Below are 26,353 nucleotides of genomic sequence, written 5' to 3' on the forward strand. Positions count from 1 at the left end.
CCGGCCCGGCTCAAGCGTAGGATCTGCTCCGGCCCTCTGGACGAGCACGCCCAGCTCCGCCCGGTTCGGGATCGGGTCAACCTCACGGCAGGAGAAACCGCACATGGCCCCACTGCGTGGCTTCACCGGACGACGGCGGCCCGAGCGCGACGGCCTGCCCCCCGGGTCAGTACGACATCGGGACGGACTTCCCGGTGCTCACCGCCGAGGTCACCCCGCGGGTCGACCTCGCCTCGTGGACCATGACCGTCGACGGGCTGGTGGACAGCCCCACCACGTGGACCTGGCCACAGGTCGAGGCCCTGCCCGGCTCGGAATATCGCGGCGACATCCACTGCGTGACCACGTGGTCCAAGTTCGACACCTCCTTCGGCGGCGTCAGCGTCGACCTGCTGCTCGACGCGGCCGGCGTACAGCCGCAGGCCAGCCATGTGCTGGCCACCTCCACCACCGGCTACACCACCAACCTGCCGCTGGAGCACCTGCGGTCCGGGCAGGCCTGGTTGGTCTGGACCCACGAGGGCCGGCCGCTGCCGCGCGAGCACGGCGGACCGGTACGTCTGCTGGTCCCGCACCTCTACTTCTGGAAGAGCGCGAAGTGGATCACCCGGCTGACCCTGCTGGATCATGACCAGCAGGGATTCTGGGAGCGCAACGGCTACCACGACCTCGGCGACCCATGGCGCGAGCAGCGCTACCAGGGCGACTGAGCGTGACCAGCCAAGCCACACCGGCGCGGCCGATCTGGCGGACAGCGGTGGTGGACACCGTGGACCGGCCGACGCCCACCACGGTGCGGCTGCGGCTGGCCGTACCCGAAGGTCCCCGGCCCCGACCCGGACAGCACGTGGTGGTGCGACTGACCGCCGACGACGGCTACGCCGCCTCCCGGTCGTACTCCTTGGCCTCCGCGCCGTCGGACCCGCGACTGGAGCTGCTGGTCGAACGACTCAGCGACGGTGAGGTGTCCAGCTATCTGGCCGAGGCGATCCAGCCCGGCGACGAGCTGGAGGTGCGGGGTCCGATCGGCGGCTGGTTCGTCTGGGACGCCGACACCCCGGCCGTCGGTGTCGCGGGCGGCACCGGGGTGGTGCCGCTGGTCGCGATGCTGCGACACAGCCGCGATATCGGCCGCACCGATCTGCTGCGCCTCGCCGTTGCCGCTCGGACCCGGGCGGAGCTGCCGTACGCCGACGAGCTGCTGGCCGCCGGGGCCACCGTGGCGCTCAGCCGGGAAGCTGCCCCCGCTCGACTGGCGGCAGCCGGGGCCACAACGGAGGCAGCCCTTGGCGCCGGCAGCCGGCCCGCAGCTCGCCCGACCGGCGCACCCAGGGCCGCAGCCCGGCTGCAGGCCGACGACCTGGCACCGCTGCTCCGGCCCGACGCCACCTACTTCATCTGCGGCTCCACCGGATTCGCAGAGTCGGCATCGGACCTGCTGCTCGACCTCGGCGTCGACTCCGCCCAGGTCCGCGTCGAGAGGTTCGGTGCCAGTGGCTGAGCATTCGGGCGGCGCCGGCGGACTTCCGGCTCCGACGGTGACCGCGCTGCAGACGCTGGACTGGCGGCGGCGTGTCTGGGCGCTGTACGCCGAGGTGCGGGACCGGGCCGCCTCGGATCCGGTCGGCGCGCACGCCCACTGGCGTACGGTCCGCGACGAGCTCTTCGCGGACCATCCCGCCTCGCCGTTGCTGGCCGAGGACCGGGCAGGGTTCACCGGACTGCCGGTTGCCGACTACGACCCCGGCTGGCGGTTCGCGGTGGCCCTGCAGCCGGCCGAACCGCTGCAGATCGAGATCACCACCGGCTCCGACGGTGACGTCGGCTTCGAACGCGTGGCCACGGCCCCGCTGGGCGATCTGGGCACCCTGGACGTCTGGCGGTTGACCGGCTACGGCGGCGGGCTGTTCGTCCCGGTCCGCGACGGCCTGGCCGGCCGGCCGGCTGGGACGTACGGTGGCGGGCGCTATCTGGTCGACACCGCCAAGGGCGCCGACCTGGGCATCGACACCGACGGCCGAATGGTGCTCGACCTCAACTTCGCCTACAACCCGTCGTGTGCCTACGATCCCGCCTGGGCCTGCCCGCTGGCGCCGGCCGGCAACGTTCTTCGGGTCGAGATCGGGGTCGGTGAGCTGACCCGCTGACCGCTCAGTCCTCTGGCTTGTCCTGCTCGGCCAGGAAGCGCTCGAACTCGGCCGCGATCTCGTCAGCACTGGGGACGTGCTCGATGTCGGCCGCCCGCAAGGTGTCGTACTGCTGCTCCAGGGACGCGACCAGCTCCTGCACCTCCCGGGAGGTGGCCACCTCGTCGGCGATGTCCGACAGGTTGGTCGCCGACGCCTCCTCCAACGGCTCCAGCGGCACTGCGAGCCCGGTCGCCTGGTTGATCGACTGGGTCAGGCTGAGCGTGGCCTGCGGGAACGGTGCCTGCGCCAGGTAGTGCGGCACATGCACCGCGAAGCCCATCGCCTTGCGGTCGAGCTGTCCGAGGCGGAACTCCAGCAGCGCGTCGAAGCTCGCGGGCACCTCGGCCCGGTCGATCCAGCTGCGGTAGCCCTGGATCAGGTCCGGGTCGGTGGCATGGGCGGTGAGCGTGGTGGGCCGGGTGTGCGGGACGGCCATCGGGATGCCGTGGATGCCCACGGTCAGCCGTACGTCCAGCTGCTCGATCAGGTCGACCAGGGCCGCGGACAGCCGCTCCCACTGCACATCGGGCTCCGGCCCGGTGAGGAGCAGGAACACCTCGTCCTGCTCATCGACCACGCGGTACAGCGTGAGGGAGTATTCGCGATAGGACGCCCAGTGGTTCTGGTCGAACACCATCAGCGGCCGGCGGCTGCGGTAGTCGTGCAGCTGGTCGGTGTCGAACTCGGCCAGCACCTCGTGCTCGAGCTGCTCCAGCGCGTGCGCGGTGAACAGCCGGCCCGCCTGACCCGCGTCGACGTAGCCGTCCAGCTGGTGGATCAGCACCGGCCGGTGATGCTCCAGTTTGGCGAGCTGGGTGTCGTCCAGGGTGTAGAGCAGGCGCGGATCCATCATGGCGCCCAATCTACCTGTCACCGAGTGGGCGACCCGGCGCTGTCCGGATGGTCACCGGCATGGCCGCCGTGTGCTGTCAGGGACGCGTTGGCGACTCAGAGCCGCGCTCGCGCCGCGCTGATGGCGCTCATCACCCGCTTCTCCGACACGGCCACCTTGGTCCGCAGACTCTGGGCGAACAGGCTGACCCGCAGCTCCTCCAGCAGCCAGCCCACGTCCTCGACGAACTCCGGCAGCGGACCCGGGGGTGCGGCGTCGACCAGCGCGGCGTATGCGTCCTCACACCGGCTGATGACCGCCAGCCCGGCCTCGTCGCGGGCCGGGGTGGCCACCAGCACCTCGAGCCGCAGCTGGACCGCCCGCAGATAGCGCGGAAGGTCGACCAGGTTCGGATAGCGGGTCGCGGCCAGGAAGCCGGCGAAGACGAGGTTGTTGACCTGCTCGGTGATGTCGGCCGCGGACGTCGGGCTGACGCTGCGGGCTCGGGGCAGCGCAGTCAGCACCGACTGATGCACGGTGAGGATGTCGGCAGCGACACCGACCACGCTGCGCATCAGCTCCGGCTGGTCAGCGCGGACCAGGTCGCAGAGTCGGCGGAAGGCCGCCTCATCGCGGATCCCGGCCTCGCCCTTCTTCCCGGCGTGCCGTTGCACCAGCTCGCCGACCGCGGCCAGTCGTGCGTCGGCCAGCAGCGCCGGTACCCCGGGGTACGGACTGTGTCCCAGCGCCAGCTTGGTCGTGTTGCTGAGGTGCGAGACCACCCACTTGGTCGGGTCGGGGGTCTGCAGCACGACCAGTCGGCGCAGCCCGGACCGGTGCCGGGCACGTTGCCGCTCGACGCTGTCGGTCACCACCACCCCGACAGCGGTGCCCTCATCGGCCAGCGCCGGGAACCCGACAACGCGCTGGCTGCCGCGGTCCAGCTGGACCTGCTCGGGGATGGTGCCGAAGATCCAGTCGGTGGCCGAGCGATGGGTGTGCTCGGCTGCGGCGGCATTGAGCCGGGCGGAGAGCCGGGGCGCCAGCTCGGCCCGCAGCGCCGCCAGGTCCTTGCCCTCGGCCACCGTCCGATCACCGTCGCGGATGACGAAGGTGATCTGCACGTGCGTGGGCAGCGGTGTGCTCTGCCAGGCGTCGTCGGGGACCACCTCACCGGTCAGCATCCGCAGGGCACGACCCAAGGCCGACGACAACGACTCCGCCTGGTCGCCCGGATGCTCCGACAGCCAGGCCAGGGCGCGCCGGGCGTACTCGGGAGCGGGGACGAACTGGCGGCGGAGGGCCTTCGGCAGCGATCGGATCAGCTCGGTCGCCAGCTCGGGGCGGACCCCGGGCACCTGCCAGCTGAACGGGGCCGGATCCACCTGGTTCAGGACGGCCAGGTCGATGGCCACGCTGACGCCGTCGGAGGCTGTGCCCGGGTCGAACGTATAGGTGACGTCGAACTCCATCTCCCCCACCCGGAAGGTGTCGGGGAAGGCGTCGGCGTCGATGTCGGCCGCGCCCGGCGTGATGAGATCCGCCAGCGTCAACGACAGCAGGTCCGGCGTGGTGTGTCGGGCGTCCTTCCACCACGCGTCGAAGGCCGCGCCGGAGGTGACGGTGCCGGGCAGCCGGGCGTCGTAGAACTCGAAGATCACCTGGTCGTCCACCACCACGTCACGGCGGCGGGTCCGCTCCTCCAGCTCCTCGGCCTCCGCGCGGACCGCGGCGTTCTCGGCGAAGAAGTGGTGCCGGGTACGCCAGCTGCCCTCGACCAGCGCCGAACGGATGAAGATCTCGCGCGCCTCGGCCGGGTTGATCCGGGCGTACGACACCTGCCGGCGGGCGATGATCGGGATGCCGTAGAGGGTGACCTGCTCGTAGGCCATCACCGACCCGGAGCGCGACGACCAGTGGGGTTCGGAGTAGGTCCGCTTCAGCAGATGCTCACCGACCTCCTCGACCTGGCGGGCGTCGATGCCGGCGACCGTCCGTGCCCATAGTCGGCTGGTCTCGACGATCTCTGCCGCCATCACCAGCGGCGGCTGGATCTTCGCCACGCTGGAACCCGGATTGATGGCGAACCGGGAGCCGCGGGCGCCGAGGTACTCACGAGGGCCGGGACGGCTCCGGCGGCGCGTCGGGTTGTTGCGCGCCGTCGCCTTGGTGTCCTCCACCACGTCTGCCAGACCGACGTGGGACAGCAGCCCGCTCAGCACCGCGGTGTGGATCTTGTACGGGTCGGCCGGCTCGCTGTTGCGGTTCAGCCCCAGTTCCCGGGTGATGTCGCGCAGCTGGGCATGCAGGTCCTGCCACTCCCGGATCCGCAGGAAGTGCAGATACTCGTCGCGGCACAGCCGCCGGAACGCGTTGCCCGACAGATCGTGCTGGGAGCTGCGCAGGTAGTCCCAGAGCCGCAGCAGGGAGAGGAAGTCGCTGCCTTCGATCGAGGGCTGGTCCGCGTCGTCGGCCCCGCTCGTCGGCGGGGCCCAGAAGCGCCGGTGCAGTGCGTCGGCCTTCTCCCGGTGCTCGGCCGGGCGCTCGCGCGGGTCCTGGATGGACAGGCCGGAGACGATGACCAGCATCTCGCGCAGGCAGCCCTGCCGCTCGCCGGCAAGCAGCATCCGGCCCATCCGCGGATCGAGCGGGATGGCAGCGAGGCGGCGTCCGACCCCGGTCAGCCGTGGCTGGGTCCGGCTGCCCTTGCCGGAGATCGCCCCGAGCTCGTCCAGCAGCCGCAGGCCATCGGTGATCTGAGCGTTGTCGGGCGCCTCGACGAACGGGAACGACGCGATATCGCCCAGCTCGGCCGCAGTCATCTGCAAGATCACCGAGGCGAGGTTGGTCCGCAGGATCTCGGGCTCGGTGAACTGGGGTCGGCTCTCGAAGTCCTCCTCGTCGTAGAGCCGGATGCACACCCCGGCGGCGACTCGGCCACACCGACCCGCGCGCTGGTTGGCGGACGCCTGGCTGATCGGCTCGATCGGCAGCCGCTGCACCTTGGTGCGGGCGGAGTAGCGCGAGATCCGCGCCGTGCCGGTGTCGACCACATAGCGGATGCCGGGCACGGTCAGCGAGGTCTCGGCCACGTTGGTGGACAGCACCACCCGACGGCCGGGGTGGCTGGTGAAGACCCGGTGCTGCTCGGCGGCCGACAGCCGGGCGTACAGCGGCAGCACCTCGGTGGAGCGCAGCCGCATCCCCTCGATCGCTTCCGCGGCGTCGCGGATCTCCCGCTCCCCGGAGAGGAAGACGAGGATGTCACCGGTCCCGAGGGTGGACAGCTCGCGGACGGCGGCGCAGATGCCCTCCACCTGGTCGGACTCGCCGGCCTCCAGGGTCGGCCGGTAGCGGATCTCGACCGGGTAGGTGCGGCCGGAGACCTCCACGATCGGCGCCGGATTGCCGTCCGCGTCGGCGAAGTGCTCGGCGAACCGGGCGGTGTCGATGGTGGCCGAGGTCACGATCACCTTGAGCTCGGGGCGACGGACGAGGAGCTGACGGAGATAGCCGAGCAGGAAGTCGATGTTGAGGCTGCGCTCATGCGCCTCGTCGATGATGATCGTGTCGTAGCGCCGCAGGTCGCGGTCGTGGCCGATCTCGGCCAACAGCACCCCGTCGGTCATCACCTTCAGCTGGGTCGCCCGGGACGCCTTGCGGGTGAAGCGCACCTGGTAGCCGACCAGCTCGCCGAGCTCGGAGCCCAGCTCATCGGCGATCCGCTCGGCCACGCTCCGAGCCGCGATCCGCCGGGGCTGGGTGTGGCCGATCGACTGACGGCCGAGCTGGAGGCAGATCTTCGGCAGCTGGGTCGTCTTGCCCGAGCCCGTCTCACCGGCCACCACCACCACCTGGTGGTCACGGATGGTGCGGGCGATCTCCTCGCGCCGGGCACTGATCGGCAGGTCGTCGTCGAAGGTGATCTGCAGGTCGGCCGGCAGCGGTGCGGGCCGATCCGGCTGGAGCTCTCGGCGTCCCTGGCCCGATCGCGGCCGCCGCTGGCGTGGCGGCTGCTGCTGCGGGGGCGAGGCACTGGACACTCGGTCGATCCTACTGCGCGGGGTCACACCCAGCCGCACTGGTTTTCGCTGGTGGCCGCTCCTGCGGTGGCCGATCGGCGCCCGTGCTGGAAGTCCACCGGCAGGCGGCGCACCCTACGATGTGCTGGAACCGTTCGGGGACCTCCGAACGCACGGCGGCAGGAGGCTCGATGACCGACACGGTGACCACGCGCGCCAACCTGCGGTCGTTGCTGACCACGGAGGGTCGGGCGACTCGGCCGTTTCGGCTGCGGGTCCGGGCGACGTTCGTCGCCGTCGCGGTGCTGCACCTGATCGGGCTCGCTCTGTTGGCCACCGGGGTCGCCGCCAGCACCACCGGCGTCGTCACCGTGTCGCTGGCTGCGTTCGCCTACGCCCGCGGGCTGGTGCATTCGTTCGACTTCGACCACATCTCCATGATCGACAACTCGACCCGCAAGTTCGTCGCGGAAGGTCGCACTCCGGCGTCGGTCGGGCTGGCGTTCTCCGCCGGCCACTCGACGGTCGTGCTGCTCACCGGCGTCGGCGTGATCGCCGGGATCGGTGTGGTCCGGACGGCGCTGGACGAGCGCACCGGCCTGGCCGCCACCCTCGGGGTGATCGGCATGTCGGTCTCCGGGCTCTATCTGCTGCTGGTCGCGGTGACGAACCTGGCCTGGTTCGTCACCACCTGGCGGCTGCGACGACGGGTGCGGGAGGATCCCCAGCTGGTCGTGCCGGCCGACGCGCTCACGCCGCGCGGGCCGGTCACCCGGCTGATGACCGCGCCGTTGCGTCGGGTCCGGCACCCGCGCCACATCTATCTGATCGGGGTGCTGTTCTCGCTGGGCTTCGACACCAGCTCGCAGATCGGACTGCTGATGATCACCGCGAGCGCGACGCTGGCCGGGGCGCCGCCGCTGTCCCTGCTGGCGTTGCCGGTCCTGTTCACCGCCGCGATGACGCTGGGCGACACCAGCAACGGGTTGATGATGCTGCGGATGTACGAGACCGCTGCGGCGGACCCGATCCGCAAGATCAACTTCAATCTGGTGGTCACCGGCCTCAGCATCGCCTCGGCCGCGCTGGTGGCGGTGCTGGTGGGGTCGACGTTGTTGACCGAGGTCACCGGTGCCCAGGCCGGGTGGCTGGTCGCGCTGGCGTCGGTCGACACCAGCTACGCCGGATACGGCCTCGCCGGTTTGTTCGCGGTGATCGGTCTGGTCGCGCTGGCGCTGTGGCGCCGTACCCGCGCCCACTGAGCCAGAGCTGAAGTCAGCGCTCCGCTGGGTCAGCGTTCGGCTGATGTTGGCGCGAGCCGGGTCGGCGGGTGGCCGCAATGACCTGCTCGGTGTCCTCCAGCAGGTCCACACCACGGCCGACGATGAGCGGGTCGGGAGTGCCCACCACGGTCGTGTCCTTGCCGTCGTAGTCGAACCGGTGGAGCACGTGCCGCATCGACTCCAGCCTGGCCCTCAGCTTGTCGTTGCTCTTGACCACCGTCCACGGCGCGATGTCGGTGTCGGTGTGGGCGAACATCTGCTCCTTCGCGGCGGTGTAGTCGTCCCACTTGTCGAGTGAGGCGAGGTCCATCGGGGAGAGCTTCCACTGCCGCACCGGGTCGATCTGGCGGATCAGGAAGCGGGTGCTCTGCTCGGCGCGCGACACCGAGAACCAGAGCTTGGTCAGCACGAACCCCTCGTCGACCAGCAGCTCCTCGAAGGTGGGCGCCTGCTCGAGGAACGCCTCGTACTCGGTGGCGGTGCAGAAGCCCATCACGCGCTCCACTCCGGCCCGGGTGTACCAGGACCGGTCGAACAGGCTCATCTCGCCGGCAGCGGGCAGGTGGGCGATATAGCGCTGGAAATACCACTGGCGGGCTTCGTAGTCGGTCGGTCGCTCCAGCGCGACCACCCGGGCGCCACGGGGGTTGAGGTGCTCCATGAAGCGCTTGATGGTCCCGCCCTTGCCTGCGGCGTCACGGCCCTCGAACAACATCACGTGCCGGGTCCCGGTGGCTTTGATCCAGCGCTGCAGCTTCAGCAGCTCGATCTGGAGCAGCCGCTTCTCGTGCTCATAGACCGCTACCTGAAGACGCTCGTCGTAGGGGTAGTCCTGCCGCCAGGTGTCGACGATCGAGCCGTCCACCGCTCGGAGCACCGGGTCGTCGTCATCGGCGTCCTCCACCACGAAGTCGGTGGCGCCGTAGCGCTCCCGCAGCCGGTTCAGCTCGTCCTCCAGCTTCGACACTGTGCTCCTGTTCTGCACCCGGCGACTTCGATGTCGCTGCGGTGTCATGGTCTGGAGTACCCACCGCGCCCGATTGCGGTCGGTCACGGATCAGCGGTCGCCGCAGGCCCTTCGGCGCAAGTCACCGCGATCAGTCCGGTTGGTCACCCTCGACGAACGTGGTGCGGCCGTCCAGCTTGGCGGCCAGCTCCTCGTCGATGCCATCCGCCACCTCGGACATGATCCGGACAGCCTGATGCAGGTGGGCGGGGACGAAGGGCCTGGCCGGCACCGACAAGGTGACGAAGACGCGGTCGCGGATGAGCTGGAACTTCACCCAGCGGGCCTCGACGTTGAGGTCGTTCAGGACCTCCATCGCGCGCGAGCGGCCGGACACGTCGTGCACCAGCGTGGCGAACACCACCACCTCACGGCCGTCCGGAGAGGTACGCAGGAACAGCATGGTCGAGCCGACGCGGATGGCGATGTCGCCCTCCGCGTCACGGATCGGGCGATGACCGAACATCTCGATCAGCTCGTCATCGACGAGGTCGTTGAGGTGCTCCTGGCTGCCGGGCACGGTGGGCACGACGTCCTCGGCGTCGAGCTCGGCGACCTGCTCGATCGGCGCCGGATGAGGCTGCAGCACCTCGGCCAGCTGGTCGGGAGCGAGGAAGACGGGGTGCTGTACCCCGTAGACGTCGCGCAACGCGCGGACCGCCAGCTCACTCAGGCGGTCGGACTGCTCCTGGGAGTCCTCCACCCAGAAGTTCGGGGACGGCGTACGGCCCTCGGCGGTCGGCGCGGACCAGCCGAGCCGCTCCATCCGATCCAGCTGGGCGGTGTCGAGCTGGAAGTCCTCACCGAGGACGGCGTTGGAGGCGGCTTCGCAGCGCAGCACGTCTCGGGCAGGGCTGGCGAACCGGACGAACGGCGCCGGGTCGTCACTCTCCGACTCCGTCCCGATGGTCAGATCCCCTGAGTCGTCGATCATCGAGATGACCTCACTCAGCCGCGCCTGGAACTCCGCCCACGCCTGGGCAGTGCTCCGATCGATGTCGAAATCCTCGTAAACCGTCACGCTCCACCTCCTGTCGTTCGAACCTAGCGCACTGCCGCACGGTGGTTGAACGACCGCCCGCACGGGCGTGCCGCGGCACAGACGAGTCCGCAACGCGGATCAGCCGGTGCGCGCCCCTTCAGCCGGTAGGTGCCATGACGCAGACTTTCTTCCATGACCCAGTCCCCGGAGTCGGTGATCCCCCCTGCTGGCCGGTCGAACCCGGAGCCACACTCGAGCGGTGACCGCACCGCCGTGGTCCCGTGGCCGGTCGTCGCTCTCGTTCTCGTCACGATCGGCGCCTGGCTGGCCGCCCGGCCGTTCGGCCTCGACCCGGCGCGGCTCCCCAGCGACGCCTGGAGCTCCGGCGGCGTCCTCAGGTTCTGGCTGCTACTGGTCGTCCTCGGCGTCGCCGCCGGGCTGCTCCGGTATGAGCGCGCGGTGCTGCCCGGCGTGGTGGCGCCCTCGCTCGCGCTGTACGGCTGGATCCTTGCCGCCGGCCGGCTCGACCCGGGCGCCGTCAACGGACTGACCCACGTCCCCCTGTGGCCGGTCGCCGCGGTGCTCTGGGCCGGCTTCGTGCTGACCACCGCGGTCGTGTCCACCTCGGCCGGGGCGGGGCTGCGCCGGGGGGTGGGGTGGCTCAGCGCGGCCCGTGCCTCTCGGCTGGGTCCGAGCCCGTCAGCGCCGTCAGGACCCGCGACGGCGCGGGGCGACCGAGCACGCTAGCCATCCACCGACTGGTCGCCGCCAGCCGGGGCAGGTCAACGCCGGTGTCGAACCCCAGGCCGGCCAGCAGCCAGACCAGGTCCTCGGTGGCGAGGTTGCCGGTGGCCGAGCGGGCGTACGGGCAGCCGCCCAAGCCGCCGGCGGCGGCGTCGAACTCGATGACGCCTGCCTGCAGCCCGGCCAGCACGTTGGTCAGCGCCTGACCGTAGGTGTCATGGAAGTGCAGCGCGAGCTGCTCCGACCGCACACCGACGTCGTCCACGGCGGCGAGCACGGCGTGGACCTGACCGGCCGTGGCCACCCCGATGGTGTCCCCCAGGCTGACCGTGGCGCAGCCGAGCTCGACCAGCCGCGCCACGATCGGGGCCACGGCACGCGGGCTGACCGGTCCCTGCCAGGGGTCGCCGAAGCACATCGACACATAGCCCCGTACCGGGATGTCATCGACGCCGGCCTGGGCACAGATCGCGGCCGCCCGGTCCAGCGCGCCGGCCACGGTGGTGGCCAGGTTCTCCTGGGCGAACCGCTCGGTGGCGCTGACGACAACGGCGACCTCCGTAGCCCCCGCCGACCGCGCCCGGTCGTAGCCGCGCAGGTTGGGCACCAGGACCGGTCGGCGCGCGCCGGGTGGCTGCTCGATGCCACGGAGGACCTCCTCAGCGTCGGCCAGCTGTGGAATCCAGCGGGGCGGGACGAAGCTGGTGGTCTCGATGGCCGACAGGCCGCAGCCGGCCAGCCGGGCGATGAACTCCCTCTTGGTGGCCGCCGAGACGATGGTCGGCTCGGCCTGCAGCCCGTCGCGGGGACCGACCTCGTAGATCCGGACCGCGGCCGGCAGCCCAGCCATCGGATGCGGAGCGGGAAATCCGGTCGGCACGCTCACCATGGCCCGACTCTAGTGGCCCCGTCGGTCGCCCACCCGCGGTCAGCCCCACTCCTCAGGCCAGCAGCGCGGCGATGACAGCCAGGGCCGGCACGGCGAGGATGGTGGAGATGAAGATGCTGTCCCGGGCGAGGATGACGCCACGGTCGTAGCGGACGGCGTGGGTGAACACGTTCTGCGCGGTGGGCAGTGCGGCGACGACGGTGACGGCCAGCACACCGGCATCGTCCAGCCCGAGCAGGTAGCGGGCGACGACGAAGGCGACGACCGGCTGGACGACCAGCTTCAGGGCAACGATGGTGCCGATCTGCACCGCCGGCTCCCCCGCCCCCGGACGCGGACCGAGCCGCAGCGACACGCCGTAGGCGATCAGCATGGCTGGGACAGCCATCCCGCCGACCAGGGTGAGCGGGTCGGCCACCAGCCGCGGGATCTCCAGGTCGAAGATCGACAGCAGCAGCCCGAGCAGCGAACCGAGCATCAGCGGGTTGCGCAGCGGCTGACTGAGCCGACCCAGCCAGCGGCGCCAGGCTGGGTCGTCGGCGTGCCGGCCGCGGTTGACGGTGAAGTCGAGCACAGCCAGTCCCAGCGGCTGCAGCAACAACAGCTGGGTGAGCAGCATCGGGGCGATCAGCGAGGCGTCGCCCAGCACGTAGGCCGCGATCGGCAGGCCGAGGTTGCCCGCGTTCACATACGCCGAGGAGAAGGTGCCGATCACGGTGTCGGCGGCGGTGCGGTGCCAGACCAACCGTGCGAGCAGCAGATAGATCGACGCCACCACGACCACACCGCTGATCGAGGCGAGCAGGTTGGCCGAGAACAGCTGGCTGACGTCGGTCCTGCCGAGCACCGTGATCATCAGCGCGGGGCTGGCCACGAAGAACGCCAGTCTCGACAGCATCCGTTGGCTGGAGTCGTCCAGGATCTTTAGCTGGGCCAGCAGCATCCCGATGCCGATGATCGAGCCGATGGTGACGAAGCCAGCCAGGACGCCCTGCACCGACACCTCCTTCTGCACAGTTCGGCGGGCCCAGTCTGTCGAAGGTCCTCCGACTCCCGCAGGGTGACCCCGCTGGAAGACGGCCGCGGTGCGCCTTATCGTAAAGGTCCGAACCTGCAGGAGGTCCTACGTGTATCCGGTGCCGGCCTCAGGCCCCGCCGTCCCGCCTCTGCCGGCGGCCCGCCGCCGGTCAGCGCTGATGATCATCACCACGGTCGTGCTGTCGGTCGCCGGGCTGGCTGTGGCGGTGCTGGTGCTGCTGAGCGGTGGAGCTGTCGGATCGGTGATCAGCATCACGATGGCCGCGCTGTCCGTGCCGCTGCTGGTGCTGGTCTGTCTCTGGCTGGATCGCTACGAACCCGAGCCGCGGCGCTACCTGGTGGCCGCACTGGGCTGGGGCGCGACGGGTGCGGTGGCGGTCGGTACGGGGCTGAGCCTGCTGGTGTCACTCGTCGTGGGGGCCGGCAGCACCAGCTTGATGACGGTGTGGGCACCCGTGACCGAGGAGCTGGGCAAGGGCCTGTTCTTCCTGCTGATCCTGTGGCTGCGGCACGAGCAGGTCCACGGCCTGCTCGACGGCATCGTCTACGCCGCCCTGACCGGGATCGGCTTCGCCTTCACCGAGAACATCTTGTACTACCTGTCGAGTCTCGGGCAGGGCGGCGTCCCCGAAGCCCTGGCCACCTTTGTCCTGCGGGGCGTGATCGGTCCGTTCGCGCACCCGCTGTTCACCGCGGCGATCGGGGTCGGCGTGGGCGTCGCGGTCGTCTCGCGGTCCGCGGTGGTCAGGCTGTTGGCGCCGGTGACCGGCTACCTGGTCGCGGTGGTCCTGCATACGGCGTGGAACGCCAGCTCGGCGCTGTTCGGGCTGACGGGGTTCCTGGTCACGTACCTGCTGGCCATGCTGCCGGGGTTGATCATGTTGGCACTGCTGGCGATCTGGTCGCGCGGCAAGGAGCGGCGGATCCTTGCGCTGGCGCTGGAAGACTGCGCCCGACGCGGCTGGATCGACGACCACGACATCGACTGGGTGGCTGACATGGCCCACCGCGTCGCGGCTCGCCACTTCGCGAAGACACACGCCGGCCGGGTCGGCGCGACAGTGGTCCGTGACTATCAGCAGACGCTGACGGAGATGGCGTTCCTGCACCAGCGGGTGCTGCGCGGCATGGGACCGGTCGGAGCCGACGCGAAGATGACCGCCCTCGTCCAGCGGGCCGCTGCACTGCAGCCGCACGTGGTGTGGCCGCCCACCCGGCCGGCCCGAACGGGTGCGCTGGTGCCCGGGCCTCCCCCGAGCTGACCGGCTTCTTGGTACCGGCCCTGGCCATGACGCTCTCCCCCACGACCAGGCCGATCACTGTCGCTGGTGGCGGCGGGCGGTGCCGAGCGTCGACGTCTGCATCAGCGCAGCTTGCCGACCACCGTGTCCGTGTAGGCGAGCGAATGCACCGGCATCGGGCCATCGCCGGGCTCCACCAGTGGCTCTCCGCAGCTGCCGGTGGGCAAGGTGGGTGCTATCCAGCGCCCGCTGTCGTCCAACAGGAACAGCCAGGGCCGTAGCCAGGCGATATCCGGGCACGCCAACCCCGGGTCCCGAGACACCAGGCTCGGGCGGTCGAGGTAGGCCAGCAGCGGGGCGATCTCCACGGCCCGACGCTCGAGCTGGGACGCGCCGGGCGCGGGCAAGCCCGGTTCGTCGTATTCGCACAGCACAGCCACGGCAGGTCGGAAGTCCCGCGGCACCGCGCCGAGGCCCGGCAGGTCGATGGAGGCCAACGCCACATCGAAGGCACCGACCGCGACACAGCCCTCCCAGTGGGGGTGGATCGCAGCGGGCGGCGGAGGCGGCGCTGCGACGGTGCCCCGCAACGGCAAGCCACCGGCGAGGACGGCGAGCAGCACGCCGACGGAGACGGTCACCAAGACGGTCAGCCGCGTGCGGGTCCTGTTCCGGGGTTGTGCGCTCACCCGGTCAGTGTGGCGCGGCCTCCGCACGATCGGGGGTGTCGCCGGCGATTGTGTTTGGCTTGTGACGGCGCCCGGGGATGGCGACGAGTGGCCATCGGGTCTTGATCACTGCTCGGCAGCCGGCTTCGGGGGGTGAGGACGGCTGGCTGGAATCTCAACCAGCCGCCCTCGACCCTCGCAAGTTCCAACTCGAGCATGGACCTTGCCATCCATATACCCGGTGGAGCGGTTCGAAAACTCTGATGTCAGCCGCGGCAGGGTCCGCTGTCAGGAGCTGTGCCGGGCCGGGGTCACGTCGTCGATCTGACCGGTGCTCGTCAGCTCGGTCGCCAGGTCGCGAAGCCTGACATTACGCTGCTGGCTGGCGCGAACCAGCAGGGCGAACGCCTTCTGAGCGTCGATCTTGTATCGCTCCATCAAGATGCCTTTGGCCTGCCCGATGAGGTCACGGGTGGCCATTCCTGCCGCCAGCTGATCCCGTTTCTGCGCACCGGCCATGGCAACGGCCGCGTGGCTGACGAACAGCAGCCCGACCTGCTCGGACTCCTCGGAGAACGAGTTCGGTTTCCGTCCGTACAGGTTCAACGCGCCGAGGTTGTCACCCTCCACCCACAGCTGGAAGGACAACATGCTGCCCGCGCCGGCCTCCGCGGCCCGCCGCGCGAAGTCTGGCCACCGGGTCTCCGTCGCCATGTCCGGCACATGAACCGTCTTCTCGTCGTAGACCGCGTCCAGACACGGACCTTGCCCGGTTTCCGTCTGGAGAGCGTCCACCCGCCGCGGCAGGTCGCTCGAAGGACTCTGCGAGCTCACGTCCTTCCGGGCCAAGACGATGCTGATGGAGCCTTCGTCGACGCCCGGGATCTGTGCCACCGCCGCCGCCACCAAGTCGTTCAGCATCGACTCCGTGTCGTCCTCAGCCTCCAAGGTCCGCGCCAGCGCGCTCAGGGTCTGCGCCAGCTGGTTCAGCTGGGACGAATCGGGTCCGTCTGTGAGGTCCTGACCATTCGCCTGTGGGTCAGGTCCGGCCGAGGTTGTCCCGGTCATCCATCGCCTCCCTCGTGTCCGCGGCGCCGAGTCGGACGCTGGCACATCGCAACTCCATCACTCCGCTGTGAAGAATAGCCTGCTCAAGGCGCCGCGCCACCTCCTCCTCCGATCTGCTGCACCGGCCCGTGTCGTCGCCGCCCAGCCGGGCCGGGGTGGACATGAACCAGCGCGCCGGCGAGGGTAGCCGGCCACGACCTCGAGCTCCGCGATCTGCACTCGGGTGGGTCATTCGGGTCCGCGGAGAGACGCCGAGCCCCGCGCGCACCTGCTGAACTAGTCCGCCTGGTGCCCCACCTACTAACCACCTCCAGCGCCATCTCCGCTAGAGCTGACAACGCTGTCGCGGCTGCGGGCTGGGCGGCCCGGGTGGGGCCGGCGGGATGACCCGGGTGGCCTGCAGCAGGGCGACCAGGTAGATCGGGATGACGACGAGGTTCTTGACGGCCGAGTTCACGCCGTCGACGGCGTGCGGCGTGAAGGCGGCGTCCAGACCGACGGCACGTCGGCTCCAACCCACCCATCGGTCGTCGACGAGGACCTCGACAACCACGTTGAACGCGAGAGCGGCCGACGTCACCACCGTCATCGTGATGGCGATGTTCAGCCAACCGGTGCGGAACGCCTTGGCCGCGTCGACGCGAACCTCAGCCCAAGGCCAGGTCAGAGGCCCCGAGGACAGCCGCCAGCCGCGTCCTCGCGCGATCATGGCCGTGATGAGCAGGAGCCGCAGCACTCCCACGGCGAGCTCGAGCCAGCCGCTGTCGTCGCGGCGGGAGAGCTGGTAGGTCCGGAGGGCGGCCGGCATCGCGGCCAACCCGAGCAGGGCGGGGCTGCTGAGATACAGCACTGCGGAGCTCCGGACCAAGCGAGCCCCCGCGATGAGCTCTGCGGCTGGCCGGCTCATGACACGGAGCGGGTCATCAACCGCCCCATGAGGGTCTTCGACCACGGGCGGAAGCGGGTGTTCTGGAAGGCCGCCACCAGCCAGCGGTCCCCCTCGCGGCGCAGCAGCATCGTGTTCGTCGAGAGGCGCTTCCTGGAGGGCGCCGGACGATCGCGTTGCCACGACATGACGATCCCCGCCCGTTGGACGACGATCACCAGGTCCGGCGCGAGGAGCCTGGCCTCACGGCTGACGGCAGCCAGTCGTGAGCGCCGCATGATTCCCGCGAAGAGCGGCCGATGGCCCGCCGCGATCTCCTGTCGGCCGTTCATGACGGTCCCGTCGAAGGCGACGTAGCTGGCGTCGGAGGTGTGCAGGGCGGCGTAGTCGTCCGCGTCGCCGTCGGCCCAGGCGCGTTCCAGTGCCGCGACCGTCTCGAGAGCAGCGCTCACGTCGCGCTCCGGTCCTGGGCTCGCGGTGGCGTCCATAGTGGCTCCCTGGTTCACTTAGATCGATCGTAATAAATACTACGACAGATCTAAGTGATAAAGGAGGGCCATGTCAAGAGACCAGCACCCCGACGGCGGGCACGAGCTCGGACGCGACCTGAGCACGGCCGTCGTGCTGTTCCACGAGGCTCTCGCGTCGAGGATTGGCCTCTCCGCCGGCGACCTGAAGACGCTGGGCCTGATCGCCCGTGACGGCCCGTTCAGCGCGAGTGAGCTGGCCAGCCGTACGGGACTGACGCCGGCTGCCATCACCAGCGTGGTGGCACGCCTGAGCGCCGGCGGGCACGTCACTCGCGAGATCGACAGCAACGACCGCCGGCGCGCGGTCATCCGGGCGGAGCCGGAGACCAGCCCGACGCTGGTAGCGGCGTTCGAACGGCTGGGGGGCGCGCTCGGAGGCTTGATCGGCGACTACGGGCCGTCGGAGCAGAAGGCGATCGTGGACTACCTGCAACGCATGATCGTCGTGCTGCGTGACCAGACTGCACACCTGGTCACCGATGACGACGACGTGTGACTCGGCGTCGCAGACGCTCCCGAGGTCTACACCCACGCGCCGGGACCACACCGGTGGCGTCCGTCTTGGTCATGTGCCACCCACGTCTTTGCGACGCACTCCTACGGGTACCGGCCCGGCCCCACGAGGGGACCGGGCCGGCATGTCGTGCACGTCAGCGCGCCATTTCGGCGCAGCTCGACGTCAGCTGCAACCGCTGGTGCTGCCGCAGCCCTCGCACACGTAGCAGCTGCCGCTGGGCCGCATCTTCGTCCCGCAGGTGAAGCACAGCGGAGCGTCGACACTGGTGCCGGAGATCTGCTCCATCAGCTCCGCCGTGGTCCGCGCCGCGGCCGGGGCCGGCTTGGCTGCGGCGAAGTCCTCAGCGGCGTGGTTCGACGCCGAGGTGTCGACATCGTCGCCGGCGTCGTTCTTCAGCGACTCCGACTCGATCTCCTCCACCTGCTCGGGCAGGTACGACCCGGTCTCCACCTGACGCGCGCGCTCGCTGGCGGTGTAGATGCCCAGCTCGGCCCGGTCGTCGAACGGCAGGTAGTCGATGGCCAGCCGCCGGAAGATGTAGTCCATGATCGACTGCGCCATCCGGATGTCCGGGTCGTCGGTCAGACCGGCCGGCTCGAACTTGAGGTTGGTGAACTTCTGCACGAAGGTCTCCAGCGGCACGCCGTACTGGAGTCCGATGGACACCGCGATGGAGAAGGCGTCCATCACACCGGACAGCGTCGAGCCCTGCTTGCCCAGCTTGAGGAAGACCTCGCCCAGGCCGTCGTCGGGGTACGAGCCGGAGGTCATGTAGCCCTCAGCGCCGCCTACGGAGAACGAGGTGGTGCGGCTCGGGCGCGACTTCGGCAGCCGCTTGCGGGTCGGCTGGTAGACGACCTTCTCGATCACCGCCGGTGCGGGCGTCACCTCAGCGGCCTTCGCCTTGCCGTCGCTCAGCGGCTGGCCCACCTTGCAGTTGTCGCGGTAGACGGCCAGAGCCTTCAGCCCCAGCTTCCAGCCCTGGAAGTAGACGTCGGCGATCTCCTCGACCGTGGCGTCCTCCGGCAGGTTGACCGTCTTGGAGATCGCACCGGAGAGGAACGGCTGCGCCGCAGCCATCATCCGCACGTGACCCATCGGCTTGATCGAGCGCGCACCCATGGCGGTGTCGAACACCTCGTAGTGCTCGGTCTTGAGGCCCGGTGCGTCAATGACGTGACCGTTCTCTGCGATGTACTCCACGATCGCCTCGACCGTCTCTTCGGCGTAGCCGAGCTTGCGCAGCGCCCGCGGGATCGTCTGGTTGACGATCTGCATCGAGCCGCCGCCGACCAGCTTCTTGAACTTGACCAGCGAGAAGTCCGGCTCGATGCCGGTGGTGTCGCAGTCCATCATGAAGCCGATGGTGCCGGTTGGGGCCAGCACCGACGCCTGGGCGTTGCGGAAGCCGTTGGACTGGCCGAGCTTGATCACGCCGTCCCAGGCCTGAATGGCGCGCTTGTGCACATCGGCGTCGAGCGAGCCGACGGTACGCAGCGCGTCGTTGGCCGCCTGGTGCTTGCGCATCACGCGCTGGTGGGCGTCGGCGTTGCGGGCATACCCGGCGTACGGGCCCACGATCGCGGCGAGCTCGGCTGAGCGACGGTACGACGTACCGGTCATCAGCGAGGTGATCGCCGCGGCGAGCGCCCGGCCGCCGTCGGAGTCATAGCCATGGCCGGTGGCCATCAGCAGCGCACCCAGGTTGGCGTAGCCGATGCCGAGCTGGCGGTAGTCACGGGTGGTCTGGCCGATCGCCTCGGTCGGGAAGTCGGCGAAGCAGATCGAGATGTCCATCGCGGTGATGATCAGCTCGACGGCCTTCTCGAACAGCTCGGCGTCGAAGGTGTCGTCGTCGCGCAGGAACTTGAGCAGGTTGAGGCTGGCCAGGTTGCAGGAGCTGTTGTCCAGGCTCATGTATTCCGAGCAGGGGTTGGACGCGGTGATCCGGCCCGTCTCGGGGTTGGTGTGCCAGTCGTTGATCGTGTCGTCGTACTGGATGCCGGGGTCGGCGCAGCCCCAGGCGGCCTGGGCCACCTTGCCGAAGAGCTCGCGGGCGTCGACGGTCTCGATCACCCGGTTGTCCTGGCGGGCCCGCAGTCCGAACTCGCCGCCCTCCTCCACGGCGCGCATGAACTCGTCGGTCACCCGGACGGAGTTGTTGGCGTTCTGGTACTGGACGGAGGTGATGTCCTTGCCGCCGAGGTCCATGTCGAAACCAGCGTCACGCAGAGCACGGATCTTGTGCTCCTCGTTGACCTTGGTCTCGATGAACTCCTCGATGTCGGGGTGATCGATGTCGAGCACGACCATCTTCGCCGCACGCCGGGTGGCCCCACCGGACTTGATCGTTCCCGCGCTCGCGTCGGCGCCGCGCATGAACGACACCGGACCGGACGCGGTCCCACCGGAGCTCAGCAGCTCCTTCGACGAACGGATGCGGGACAGGTTGAGCCCGGCCCCCGAACCGCCCTTGAAGATGAAGCCCTCTTCCTTGTACCAGTTCAGGATCGAGTCCATCGAGTCGTCGACCGACAAGATGAAGCAGGCGCTGACCTGCTGCGGCGACAGGGTGCCGACGTTGAACCAGACCGGGGAGTTGAAGCTGAAGTACTGGTGCAGCAGCATCCAGGTCAGCTCGTGCTCGAAGATCTCGGCGTCGACCGGCGCGGCGAAATAGCCGAAGTCCTCCCCCGCCTTGCGGTACGTCTTGACCACGCGGTCGATCAGCTGCTTGAGACCCTGCTCGCGTGCCTCGGTGCCGAGAGCACCGCGGAAGTATTTGGTGGTCACGATGGTCGAGGCGTTCACGCTCCAGAAGTCCGGGAACTCGACAGCCTTCTGCTCGAAGACCACCTCACCGGTCTTCCAGTTCTGCTGCACGACGTCGCGACGCTCCCACGTGACGTCGTCGTACGGGTGTACCCCCTCGGTCGTGAAGACCCGCCCGATGGAGAGGCCGGCGGCCTTTCCTCGGGGCTTGCGGGTCTCGGGACGACCGTTCGCTGAACGCGTGGTCTCGGTCATGTGCGCCTCTTTCTTGCCGTGCTGACGGGGGATGGACTGGAGCGGGGGGTGTGACGTTTGGAAACGACGTGCAGGTGAGCCTTGGGACCGGGGCAGAGCCCGCACGAGCCTTCCCCTGCTGTGCGGGCCCTGCCTCGGAGTCGAGCGGGCCGATCAAGGGCTCTGACGACCCGGAGTGAGCTTGTGCGGGGTGAACCGGCTGACCGTGTTCTCTGCACCCCGGTCTGGGATCAGCGGCTCGATGCCGAGCGGTTCCTGCTCCACCCGGAGGAGAGCGATCTCGGCCTCGAAGTCGTCGACTGACTGGTATTGGCGATAGACGCTGGCGAACCGCAGGTAGGCGACCTGGTCGAGGTCACGCAACGGTCCCAGGATCGCCACGCCCACCTCGTCGGCGGGGACCTCCATCTGGCCGGAGGCCCGCAGCGAGTCCTCGACCAGTTGGCCGAGACGAGCGAGCTGCGTCTCGTCGACCGGGCGGCCCTTGCAGGCCTTGCGGACCCCGCTGATCACCTTGTCGCGGTTGAACTGCTCGACCACGCCGCTGCGCTTCACCACCACCAGCTGCATCTGCTCCACCGTGGTGAAGCGACGCTCGCAGGCGGGGCATTGGCGACGGCGACGGATGCTGCAGCCATCCTCGGCGGCCCGGGAGTCGAGCACCTTGGAGTCCGTATGACGGCAGTAAGGGCAGTGCACGGAGGCTCCTTCCGGGGGCGCCTGGGGATAGATCTGGGGATAAGCCTGTGGTCGGCCTGTGGACCAGTGTGGACAACCAACCACTATCTGTGGAGGAAGCACACGGGTGTAACTACTAGATATAGGTACGGTACGACCTAACCTCATTGTCCGCAAGGCCACTGACACTTTTAGCGCGTGTCGTCGAGAGAGCTGGCGGGCGAGCCTGTCGCGGCAGCCGTACAGCCGCAGAGACTCGCGCTCGATCGCCCGGTGCGCCCGACTGGCCGGCAGTGCCTGCGGTGCGGGTGCAGCTCAGCTGAGGTTGCGCAGCACGGTGTAGATCACGCCGGCAGCCACGACGAGAACCAGCCAGCGGGTCGGATGGACCCGCCGCAGACGGTCAGCGATCCTGGCCGGTGGACGGACCCGTGGGCCGCCGAGAACCTCCGCGGTCCACAGCAGCCCCAGCACACCAACCACGACCAGCCCGATCAGGACGACGGGGTTGTAGCGAAACGCCTGGGCGATGTCGAGCCGCAGCAGCGCCGCCCCCATCCGGGTCCCGCCGCAGAGCGGACAGTCCCAACCGGTCAGGCTCCGCAGCGGACACGGCAGGCCCAGCCCGGTGGCGGCATAGAGAGCACTCAGCCCGATCCCGTAGGCGACGAAGCCACCGAGCGCCACCAGCCCGCGGCTGGGGCGGAACTCCTTGGCGAGGTAGCTGGTGCCCATGGCTCCATTGTGCCCGCCCGGTGATCGACCGACTTCGGCGACAGGATCCGACGACCCTTCGGCGGCCCTAGAATGCTCCGCGACCCGCACCCCGCACGAGGATGGCCATGACCGAATCGCACCCTCCCCAGTGGAACGACCGCCAACCGGGCGGACCCGATCCCGCACGCCAGAACGACGCCGGCCAGACCGGATCTTCCACCCAGCCCGCTCACGGTCAGGCCCAGTACGGCCAAGCTCAGTCTGGCCAGCCCCAATACGGTGAAGCTCAGTCCGGCCAGCCCCAATACGGACAACCCCAATACGGACAACCCCAGTACGGCCAGGCGGGAGACGGGCAGCCGGAGTATGGATGGACGCAGTCCGCAAACCAACAGCCGCCGTACGGGACCGGTGGGTACGGGCAGGCGTCGTACCCGCAGCAGCCAGAGAGCGGGGTGTGGCAACCGGGACCGGGTCAGCAGCCCGGCCAGCCCTACGGCGGATATCCGGGCGCGGGTTACGTCCCGGCCCTCCGTTCCGACTATGCGACCTGGGGCAAGCGGGTCGGGGCCTACCTCATCGACTATGCCCCGAGCCTGGTCGGGCAGCTCATCTTCTATGTCGGCTACGCCATCTGGATCTCGCGGGTGGTCAGCACGAGCAGCAGCAGCAACCCGGACCTCACCGGCGGGGTCACGCTGATGGTGATCGGGTTCGTCCTCCTGCTGGCGACCATCGGGTGGTCCATCTACAACCGCTGGGTGGTGGCCGGACGCACCGGCCAGTCGCTCGGAAAGCGGGTCACGCACATTACGTTGATCAGCGAGCAGACCGGCCAGCCGATCGGCGCGATGAACGCATTCGTCCGCGACCTCGTCCACATCCTCGACGGGATGGCCTACATCGGCTATCTGTGGCCGTTGTGGGACGAGAAGAAGCAGACCTTCGCTGACAAGCTGGTCAAGACCGTCGTCGTCGATGCGCCCGATCGCGGTCACTGACCCCCGGCGTCGACATCAGCCGGCGGATCACCCCTGGGCGGAGTACGAAGACGTGACCGGCTCGTAGCTGTCGCCGGTCACGCGCAGCGCGGTCATGGCGACGACGGTCACTGCCGCTGCGGCGATCATCAGCCCCAGCACCAGGACCACAGCGATCCCCCGATCGGTCAGCCGCCATCCGCTCGGGGCCGCGACGCTGCAGGACGCCGTCGCCGGCCGGGCACCCCGCGCCAGGGTCGGGGCCGGGACCGGCCGCAGGGGCCGCGTGACCGGGCCGGTGCCCCGCCCGGCGCCGTGAGCCGGTCGGCGGGTCCGTCCGGGCGCCGCGGGGACGCCGGAGCGACGCGCGGCGGTGAGGTCCTGCGCACCGGCGCGGGTCACACCCGCGCCGGTCACACTTGCGGGGGTCACACCTGCGATGGTCATTGCACTCATGGTGCTGCTCCTCGGGAAGGCATCGAACGCGTGTTCGATAGAACGTGTGTTTGATTTGTATCGCACTGACGATCCGACGTCCAGCACATTCGTACGTGTGTTCGAGGCGTGTCGGCTCATGGAAGAAGCACACCAGAGACCACTGACAGTTCTTCCGGCATCGTTCCTGCGGGGGCGGCGTGAACCGCAGCCGACGCACTCCGCCCGTCGCGACACGCTCGAACAGGTGTTTGATTTTGTCAGTCGGCTTCTCTATGTTCAGCCTCATGGCAGACAGTGACGACACCACCGCCCCCACTCCACCGCGCAACCGCCGCGGGCGCCCGCGTGCGAGCGACGTCGCCGCCCAGCTCGGCGAGCATGCATCAGTCAGCTCGCTCCCGGACGGCCCCGCCGACTCCAGCGGTCTGACCCCGCGCCAGCGACGCATCCTCGAGGTGATCAAGGACGCCGTCGACTCGCGGGGCTATCCGCCGAGCATTCGTGAGATGGCCGAGGCAGTCGGCCTGGCCAGCTCCTCCAGCGTCGCGCACCAGCTCAAGATGCTGGAGGCCAAGGGCTTCCTGCGGCGTGACCCCAACCGGCCACGGGCGCTCGAGGTCCTGTTGCCGGGCGACGGCCAGGCCGCGGCGCGCAGTGCGGCGCTCGGACCGGTCACCACCACGGCCGCGGATGAGACCGGCGTCGGCGACGCGTACCCGGAGCCGGTGCACGTGCCGGTGCTGGGTCGGATCGCGGCCGGCGGGCCAATCCTGGCCGAGGAGCGGATCGAGGACGTCTTCGCGCTCCCCCGTCAGCTGGTCGGCGAAGGCACCATGTTCCTGCTGCAGGTCAGCGGTGACTCGATGGTCGACGCAGCCATCTGCAGCGGCGACTGGGTGGCCGTCCGGCAGCAGTCCACCGCCAACAATGGCGACATCGTGGCAGCGCTGCTGGACAACGAGGCCACAGTGAAGACGTTCAAGCGTGACGGGGACCAGGTCTGGCTGCTGCCACACAACCCGGCGTATGACCCGATCGACGGCAACCACGCCTCGATCCTCGGCAAGGTGGTCGCGGTCCTGCGCCGGCTCTGACGGCGACCAGAGCCCGCGGTGGCTCGAGAGCCGCGGTGCCGGTCAGAGCAGACTCGGCTCGGCGGTGACCATCGCCGTCGTCAAGCGGGTCACCGCCCGGAGCTTGTTGGCCACGTCCAGGGCTGCGACCTTGTAGGCCTCGGACAGCGTCGGGTAGTTGAAAACCGTGTCAACCAGATAGTCCACCGTCCCGCCACATCCCATGACTGCCTGCCCGATGTGGACGAGCTCGGTGGCACTGGTGCCGAACACGTGCACGCCGAGGATCTCGCGCGTCTCGGCGTGCACGATCAGCTTCAGCATTCCGTAGGAGTCACCGATGATCTGGCCGCGGGCCAGCTCCCGGTAACGGGAGATGCCGACCTCGAACGGGATCGCCTCCGACGTGAGCTCCAGCTCCGAGCGGCCACAGTAGGAGATCTCCGGGATGGTGTAGATCCCGATCGGCTGCAGCCCCAGGAGCTCGTTGGCGGGCTCATCGAACGCGTGCGAGGCGGCCAGGCGGCCCTGGTCCATCGACGTCGCCGCCAGCGCCGGGAAGCCGATCACGTCGCCCACCGCATAGATGTGCGGCACCGCGGTGGCGTAGTGCTCGTCGACCTCCAGCCGCCCCCGCCGGTCGGCGACCAGACCGGCAGCAGCCAGGTCGAGCGCGTCGGTGTTTCCCTGCCGCCCGGCGGAATACATCACCACCTCCGCCGCAATTCGTTTGCCGGAGGCGAGGGTGGTGATCGTGCCCACGCCGGCGCTTTGCACCGAGGCGACCTCCTCGCCGAATCGAAACGACATGGCGTGGTCGCGGAGATGGAACTTCAGCGACTCGATGATCTCGGGATCACAGAAGTCCAGCATCTGTGCCCGCTTCTCGACCAGCGTCACCCGGGTGCCTAAGGCGGCGAAGATCGACGCATACTCCACCCCGATGACGCCGGCACCGACGACCACCAGCGAGTCGGGCACGTGGTCGACGGTGAGGATCTGGTCGGAGTCGAGGACGCGGACGCCGTCGAACTCGACCTGGGGCGGTCGGGCCGGTGTGGTGCCGGTCGCGATGACGATCTTGGCCGCCGTGACGGTGCGACTCCCCTGCGGCCCGTCGGTGTCGACCGAGAGGGTGTGCGGGTCGACGAACCGGGCGATTCCGGCGATGAGCTCGATGTGGTTGCGCATCAGCTGCGCCCGGATCACCTCCGTCTCGCGCCCGATCACGTACTGCAACCGGGCCAACAGGTCCGAGACGGTGATATCGGCCTTGACCCGATAGCTCGCCCCGTAGATCTCCCGCATCTGCATCCCGCTCAGATACAGCACCGCTTCGCGCAGCGTCTTCGAGGGGATGGTGCCGGTGTTGACGCAGACGCCGCCGACCATGGCCGTCCGATCCACCACGCAGACTCGGCGACCCAGCTTCGCGGCCATGATCGCGGCCTTTTGACCGCCCGGACCCGAGCCGATGACGGCGAGGTCCACGTCGTAGGTGTGCTCCATCTGGCCAGCGTCGCAGAGGATCGACCCGCTGACCAG

Annotated in this window: 24 protein-coding genes; 9 read left to right on the top strand and 15 right to left on the bottom strand. The window is 69.4% G+C overall.

Annotated features, from left to right (window positions below; all coding sequences use genetic code 11):
* Positions 1 to 116 precede the first annotated feature (116 nt).
* From AC1XX3_RS14900 to AC1XX3_RS14910, 3 genes are read left to right on the top strand one after another with little or no spacing between them, the layout of a single operon-like run.
* Complete coding sequence (locus AC1XX3_RS14900; protein ID WP_483321920.1) at positions 117 to 710, top strand: sulfite oxidase-like oxidoreductase; 594 nt, start codon at positions 117 to 119, stop codon at positions 708 to 710.
* A gap of 2 nt (positions 711 to 712) precedes the next feature.
* Positions 713 to 1,501, top strand: a complete 789-nt coding sequence (locus AC1XX3_RS14905; protein WP_483321921.1) for an FAD-binding oxidoreductase — start codon at positions 713 to 715, stop codon at positions 1,499 to 1,501.
* Positions 1,494 to 2,147 (top strand): DUF1684 domain-containing protein, encoded by a 654-nt coding sequence (locus AC1XX3_RS14910; protein WP_483321922.1) that lies wholly within the window; start codon positions 1,494 to 1,496, stop codon positions 2,145 to 2,147. The genes AC1XX3_RS14905 and AC1XX3_RS14910 overlap by 8 nt, the downstream gene beginning before the upstream one ends.
* A 4-nt stretch (positions 2,148 to 2,151) precedes the next feature.
* Here AC1XX3_RS14910 and AC1XX3_RS14915 read toward each other — a convergent pair whose 3' ends face one another.
* Together AC1XX3_RS14915 and hrpA are read right to left on the bottom strand one after the other, a co-directional pair.
* On the bottom strand, positions 2,152 to 3,042 hold the full coding sequence (locus AC1XX3_RS14915) for a proteasome assembly chaperone family protein (protein ID WP_483321923.1): 891 nt from the start codon (positions 3,040 to 3,042) through the stop codon (positions 2,152 to 2,154).
* Between the two features lie 95 nt (positions 3,043 to 3,137).
* Positions 3,138 to 6,965, bottom strand: a complete 3,828-nt coding sequence (gene hrpA, locus AC1XX3_RS14920) for an ATP-dependent RNA helicase HrpA (protein ID WP_483322116.1) — start codon at positions 6,963 to 6,965, stop codon at positions 3,138 to 3,140.
* A 269-nt stretch (positions 6,966 to 7,234) separates the two neighbouring features.
* Here hrpA and AC1XX3_RS14925 point away from each other — a divergent pair, with 269 nt between their 5' ends.
* Positions 7,235 to 8,305, top strand: a complete 1,071-nt coding sequence (locus tag AC1XX3_RS14925) for a HoxN/HupN/NixA family nickel/cobalt transporter (protein ID WP_483321924.1) — start codon at positions 7,235 to 7,237, stop codon at positions 8,303 to 8,305.
* Positions 8,306 to 8,318: 13 nt separating this feature from the next.
* Here AC1XX3_RS14925 and ppk2 read toward each other — a convergent pair whose 3' ends face one another.
* Positions 8,319 to 9,284, bottom strand: coding sequence for a polyphosphate kinase 2 (ppk2, locus tag AC1XX3_RS14930; protein WP_483322117.1), 966 nt, complete (start codon positions 9,282 to 9,284; stop codon positions 8,319 to 8,321).
* Positions 9,285 to 9,423: 139 nt separating this feature from the next.
* Positions 9,424 to 10,353: a T3SS (YopN, CesT) and YbjN peptide-binding chaperone 1 gene (locus AC1XX3_RS14935; RefSeq protein WP_483321925.1), complete on the bottom strand. Its 930-nt coding sequence runs from the start codon at positions 10,351 to 10,353 to the stop codon at positions 9,424 to 9,426.
* Between the two features lie 153 nt (positions 10,354 to 10,506).
* Here AC1XX3_RS14935 and AC1XX3_RS14940 point away from each other — a divergent pair, with 153 nt between their 5' ends.
* Positions 10,507 to 11,061 carry a hypothetical protein gene (locus AC1XX3_RS14940; protein ID WP_483321926.1) on the top strand — a complete coding sequence of 185 codons (555 nt, stop codon included), beginning with the start codon at positions 10,507 to 10,509 and terminating at the stop codon, positions 11,059 to 11,061.
* Here the strand turns inward: AC1XX3_RS14940 and AC1XX3_RS14945 are convergent.
* Both AC1XX3_RS14945 and AC1XX3_RS14950 read right to left on the bottom strand, forming a co-directional pair.
* Positions 10,976 to 11,947 (bottom strand): hydroxymethylglutaryl-CoA lyase, encoded by a 972-nt coding sequence (locus AC1XX3_RS14945; protein WP_483321927.1) that lies wholly within the window; start codon positions 11,945 to 11,947, stop codon positions 10,976 to 10,978. The genes AC1XX3_RS14940 and AC1XX3_RS14945 overlap by 86 nt on opposite strands.
* 52 nt (positions 11,948 to 11,999) lie before the next feature.
* Positions 12,000 to 12,944 (bottom strand): AEC family transporter, encoded by a 945-nt coding sequence (locus tag AC1XX3_RS14950; protein ID WP_483321928.1) that lies wholly within the window; start codon positions 12,942 to 12,944, stop codon positions 12,000 to 12,002.
* A gap of 130 nt (positions 12,945 to 13,074) precedes the next feature.
* Here AC1XX3_RS14950 and AC1XX3_RS14955 point away from each other — a divergent pair, with 130 nt between their 5' ends.
* Positions 13,075 to 14,247, top strand: coding sequence for a PrsW family intramembrane metalloprotease (locus tag AC1XX3_RS14955; protein ID WP_483321929.1), 1,173 nt, complete (start codon positions 13,075 to 13,077; stop codon positions 14,245 to 14,247).
* Positions 14,248 to 14,348: 101 nt separating this feature from the next.
* Here AC1XX3_RS14955 and AC1XX3_RS14960 read toward each other — a convergent pair whose 3' ends face one another.
* The 4 genes from AC1XX3_RS14960 to AC1XX3_RS14975 all read right to left on the bottom strand — a co-directional run bounded on the left by AC1XX3_RS14960 (position 14,349) and on the right by AC1XX3_RS14975 (position 17,336).
* Positions 14,349 to 14,915 carry a hypothetical protein gene (locus AC1XX3_RS14960; RefSeq protein ID WP_483321930.1) on the bottom strand — a complete coding sequence of 189 codons (567 nt, stop codon included), beginning with the start codon at positions 14,913 to 14,915 and terminating at the stop codon, positions 14,349 to 14,351.
* 267 nt (positions 14,916 to 15,182) lie between these two features.
* On the bottom strand, positions 15,183 to 15,962 hold the full coding sequence (locus AC1XX3_RS14965; RefSeq protein WP_483321931.1) for a GAF and ANTAR domain-containing protein: 780 nt from the start codon (positions 15,960 to 15,962) through the stop codon (positions 15,183 to 15,185).
* 325 nt (positions 15,963 to 16,287) lie between these two features.
* Complete coding sequence (locus AC1XX3_RS14970; protein ID WP_483321932.1) at positions 16,288 to 16,869, bottom strand: hypothetical protein; 582 nt, start codon at positions 16,867 to 16,869, stop codon at positions 16,288 to 16,290.
* Entirely contained in the window at positions 16,866 to 17,336 is a 471-nt protein-coding gene (locus tag AC1XX3_RS14975; RefSeq protein ID WP_483321933.1) for an SgcJ/EcaC family oxidoreductase, read from the bottom strand. Before AC1XX3_RS14975 ends, AC1XX3_RS14970 begins: the two co-directional genes overlap by 4 nt.
* A gap of 70 nt (positions 17,337 to 17,406) precedes the next feature.
* Between AC1XX3_RS14975 and AC1XX3_RS14980 the strand changes: the two genes are divergently transcribed.
* Positions 17,407 to 17,874 carry a MarR family winged helix-turn-helix transcriptional regulator gene (locus tag AC1XX3_RS14980; RefSeq protein WP_483321934.1) on the top strand — a complete coding sequence of 156 codons (468 nt, stop codon included), beginning with the start codon at positions 17,407 to 17,409 and terminating at the stop codon, positions 17,872 to 17,874.
* Between the two features lie 183 nt (positions 17,875 to 18,057).
* Here the strand turns inward: AC1XX3_RS14980 and AC1XX3_RS14985 are convergent, their stop codons facing one another.
* The 3 genes from AC1XX3_RS14985 to AC1XX3_RS14995 form a co-directional block, all read right to left on the bottom strand.
* Entirely contained in the window at positions 18,058 to 20,922 is a 2,865-nt protein-coding gene (locus AC1XX3_RS14985; RefSeq protein WP_483321935.1) for a vitamin B12-dependent ribonucleotide reductase, read from the bottom strand.
* Positions 20,923 to 21,075: 153 nt separating this feature from the next.
* A complete protein-coding gene (gene nrdR / locus AC1XX3_RS14990; protein ID WP_483321936.1) occupies positions 21,076 to 21,621 on the bottom strand; it encodes a transcriptional regulator NrdR in 546 nt (181 codons plus the stop codon).
* Positions 21,622 to 21,915: 294 nt separating this feature from the next.
* Positions 21,916 to 22,335, bottom strand: a complete 420-nt coding sequence (locus AC1XX3_RS14995) for a DUF2752 domain-containing protein (protein ID WP_483321937.1) — start codon at positions 22,333 to 22,335, stop codon at positions 21,916 to 21,918.
* Between the two features lie 107 nt (positions 22,336 to 22,442).
* Between AC1XX3_RS14995 and AC1XX3_RS15000 the strand changes: the two genes are divergently transcribed.
* Positions 22,443 to 23,318, top strand: a complete 876-nt coding sequence (locus AC1XX3_RS15000) for an RDD family protein (protein WP_483321938.1) — start codon at positions 22,443 to 22,445, stop codon at positions 23,316 to 23,318.
* Between the two features lie 27 nt (positions 23,319 to 23,345).
* Here AC1XX3_RS15000 and AC1XX3_RS15005 read toward each other — a convergent pair whose 3' ends face one another.
* A complete protein-coding gene (locus tag AC1XX3_RS15005) occupies positions 23,346 to 23,753 on the bottom strand; it encodes a hypothetical protein (RefSeq protein ID WP_483321939.1) in 408 nt (135 codons plus the stop codon).
* A 266-nt stretch (positions 23,754 to 24,019) separates the two neighbouring features.
* Here AC1XX3_RS15005 and lexA point away from each other — a divergent pair, with 266 nt between their 5' ends.
* Positions 24,020 to 24,829 carry a transcriptional repressor LexA gene (gene lexA, locus AC1XX3_RS15010; RefSeq protein WP_483321940.1) on the top strand — a complete coding sequence of 270 codons (810 nt, stop codon included), beginning with the start codon at positions 24,020 to 24,022 and terminating at the stop codon, positions 24,827 to 24,829.
* Between the two features lie 42 nt (positions 24,830 to 24,871).
* On the opposite strand, the gene sthA is transcribed toward lexA, so the two are convergent.
* Positions 24,872 to 26,317 carry a Si-specific NAD(P)(+) transhydrogenase gene (gene sthA, locus AC1XX3_RS15015; protein WP_483321941.1) on the bottom strand — a complete coding sequence of 482 codons (1,446 nt, stop codon included), beginning with the start codon at positions 26,315 to 26,317 and terminating at the stop codon, positions 24,872 to 24,874.
* Between the last annotated feature and the right edge of the window lie 36 nt (positions 26,318 to 26,353).

The sequence above is a fragment of the Microlunatus sp. M237 genome (assembly GCF_056896895.1).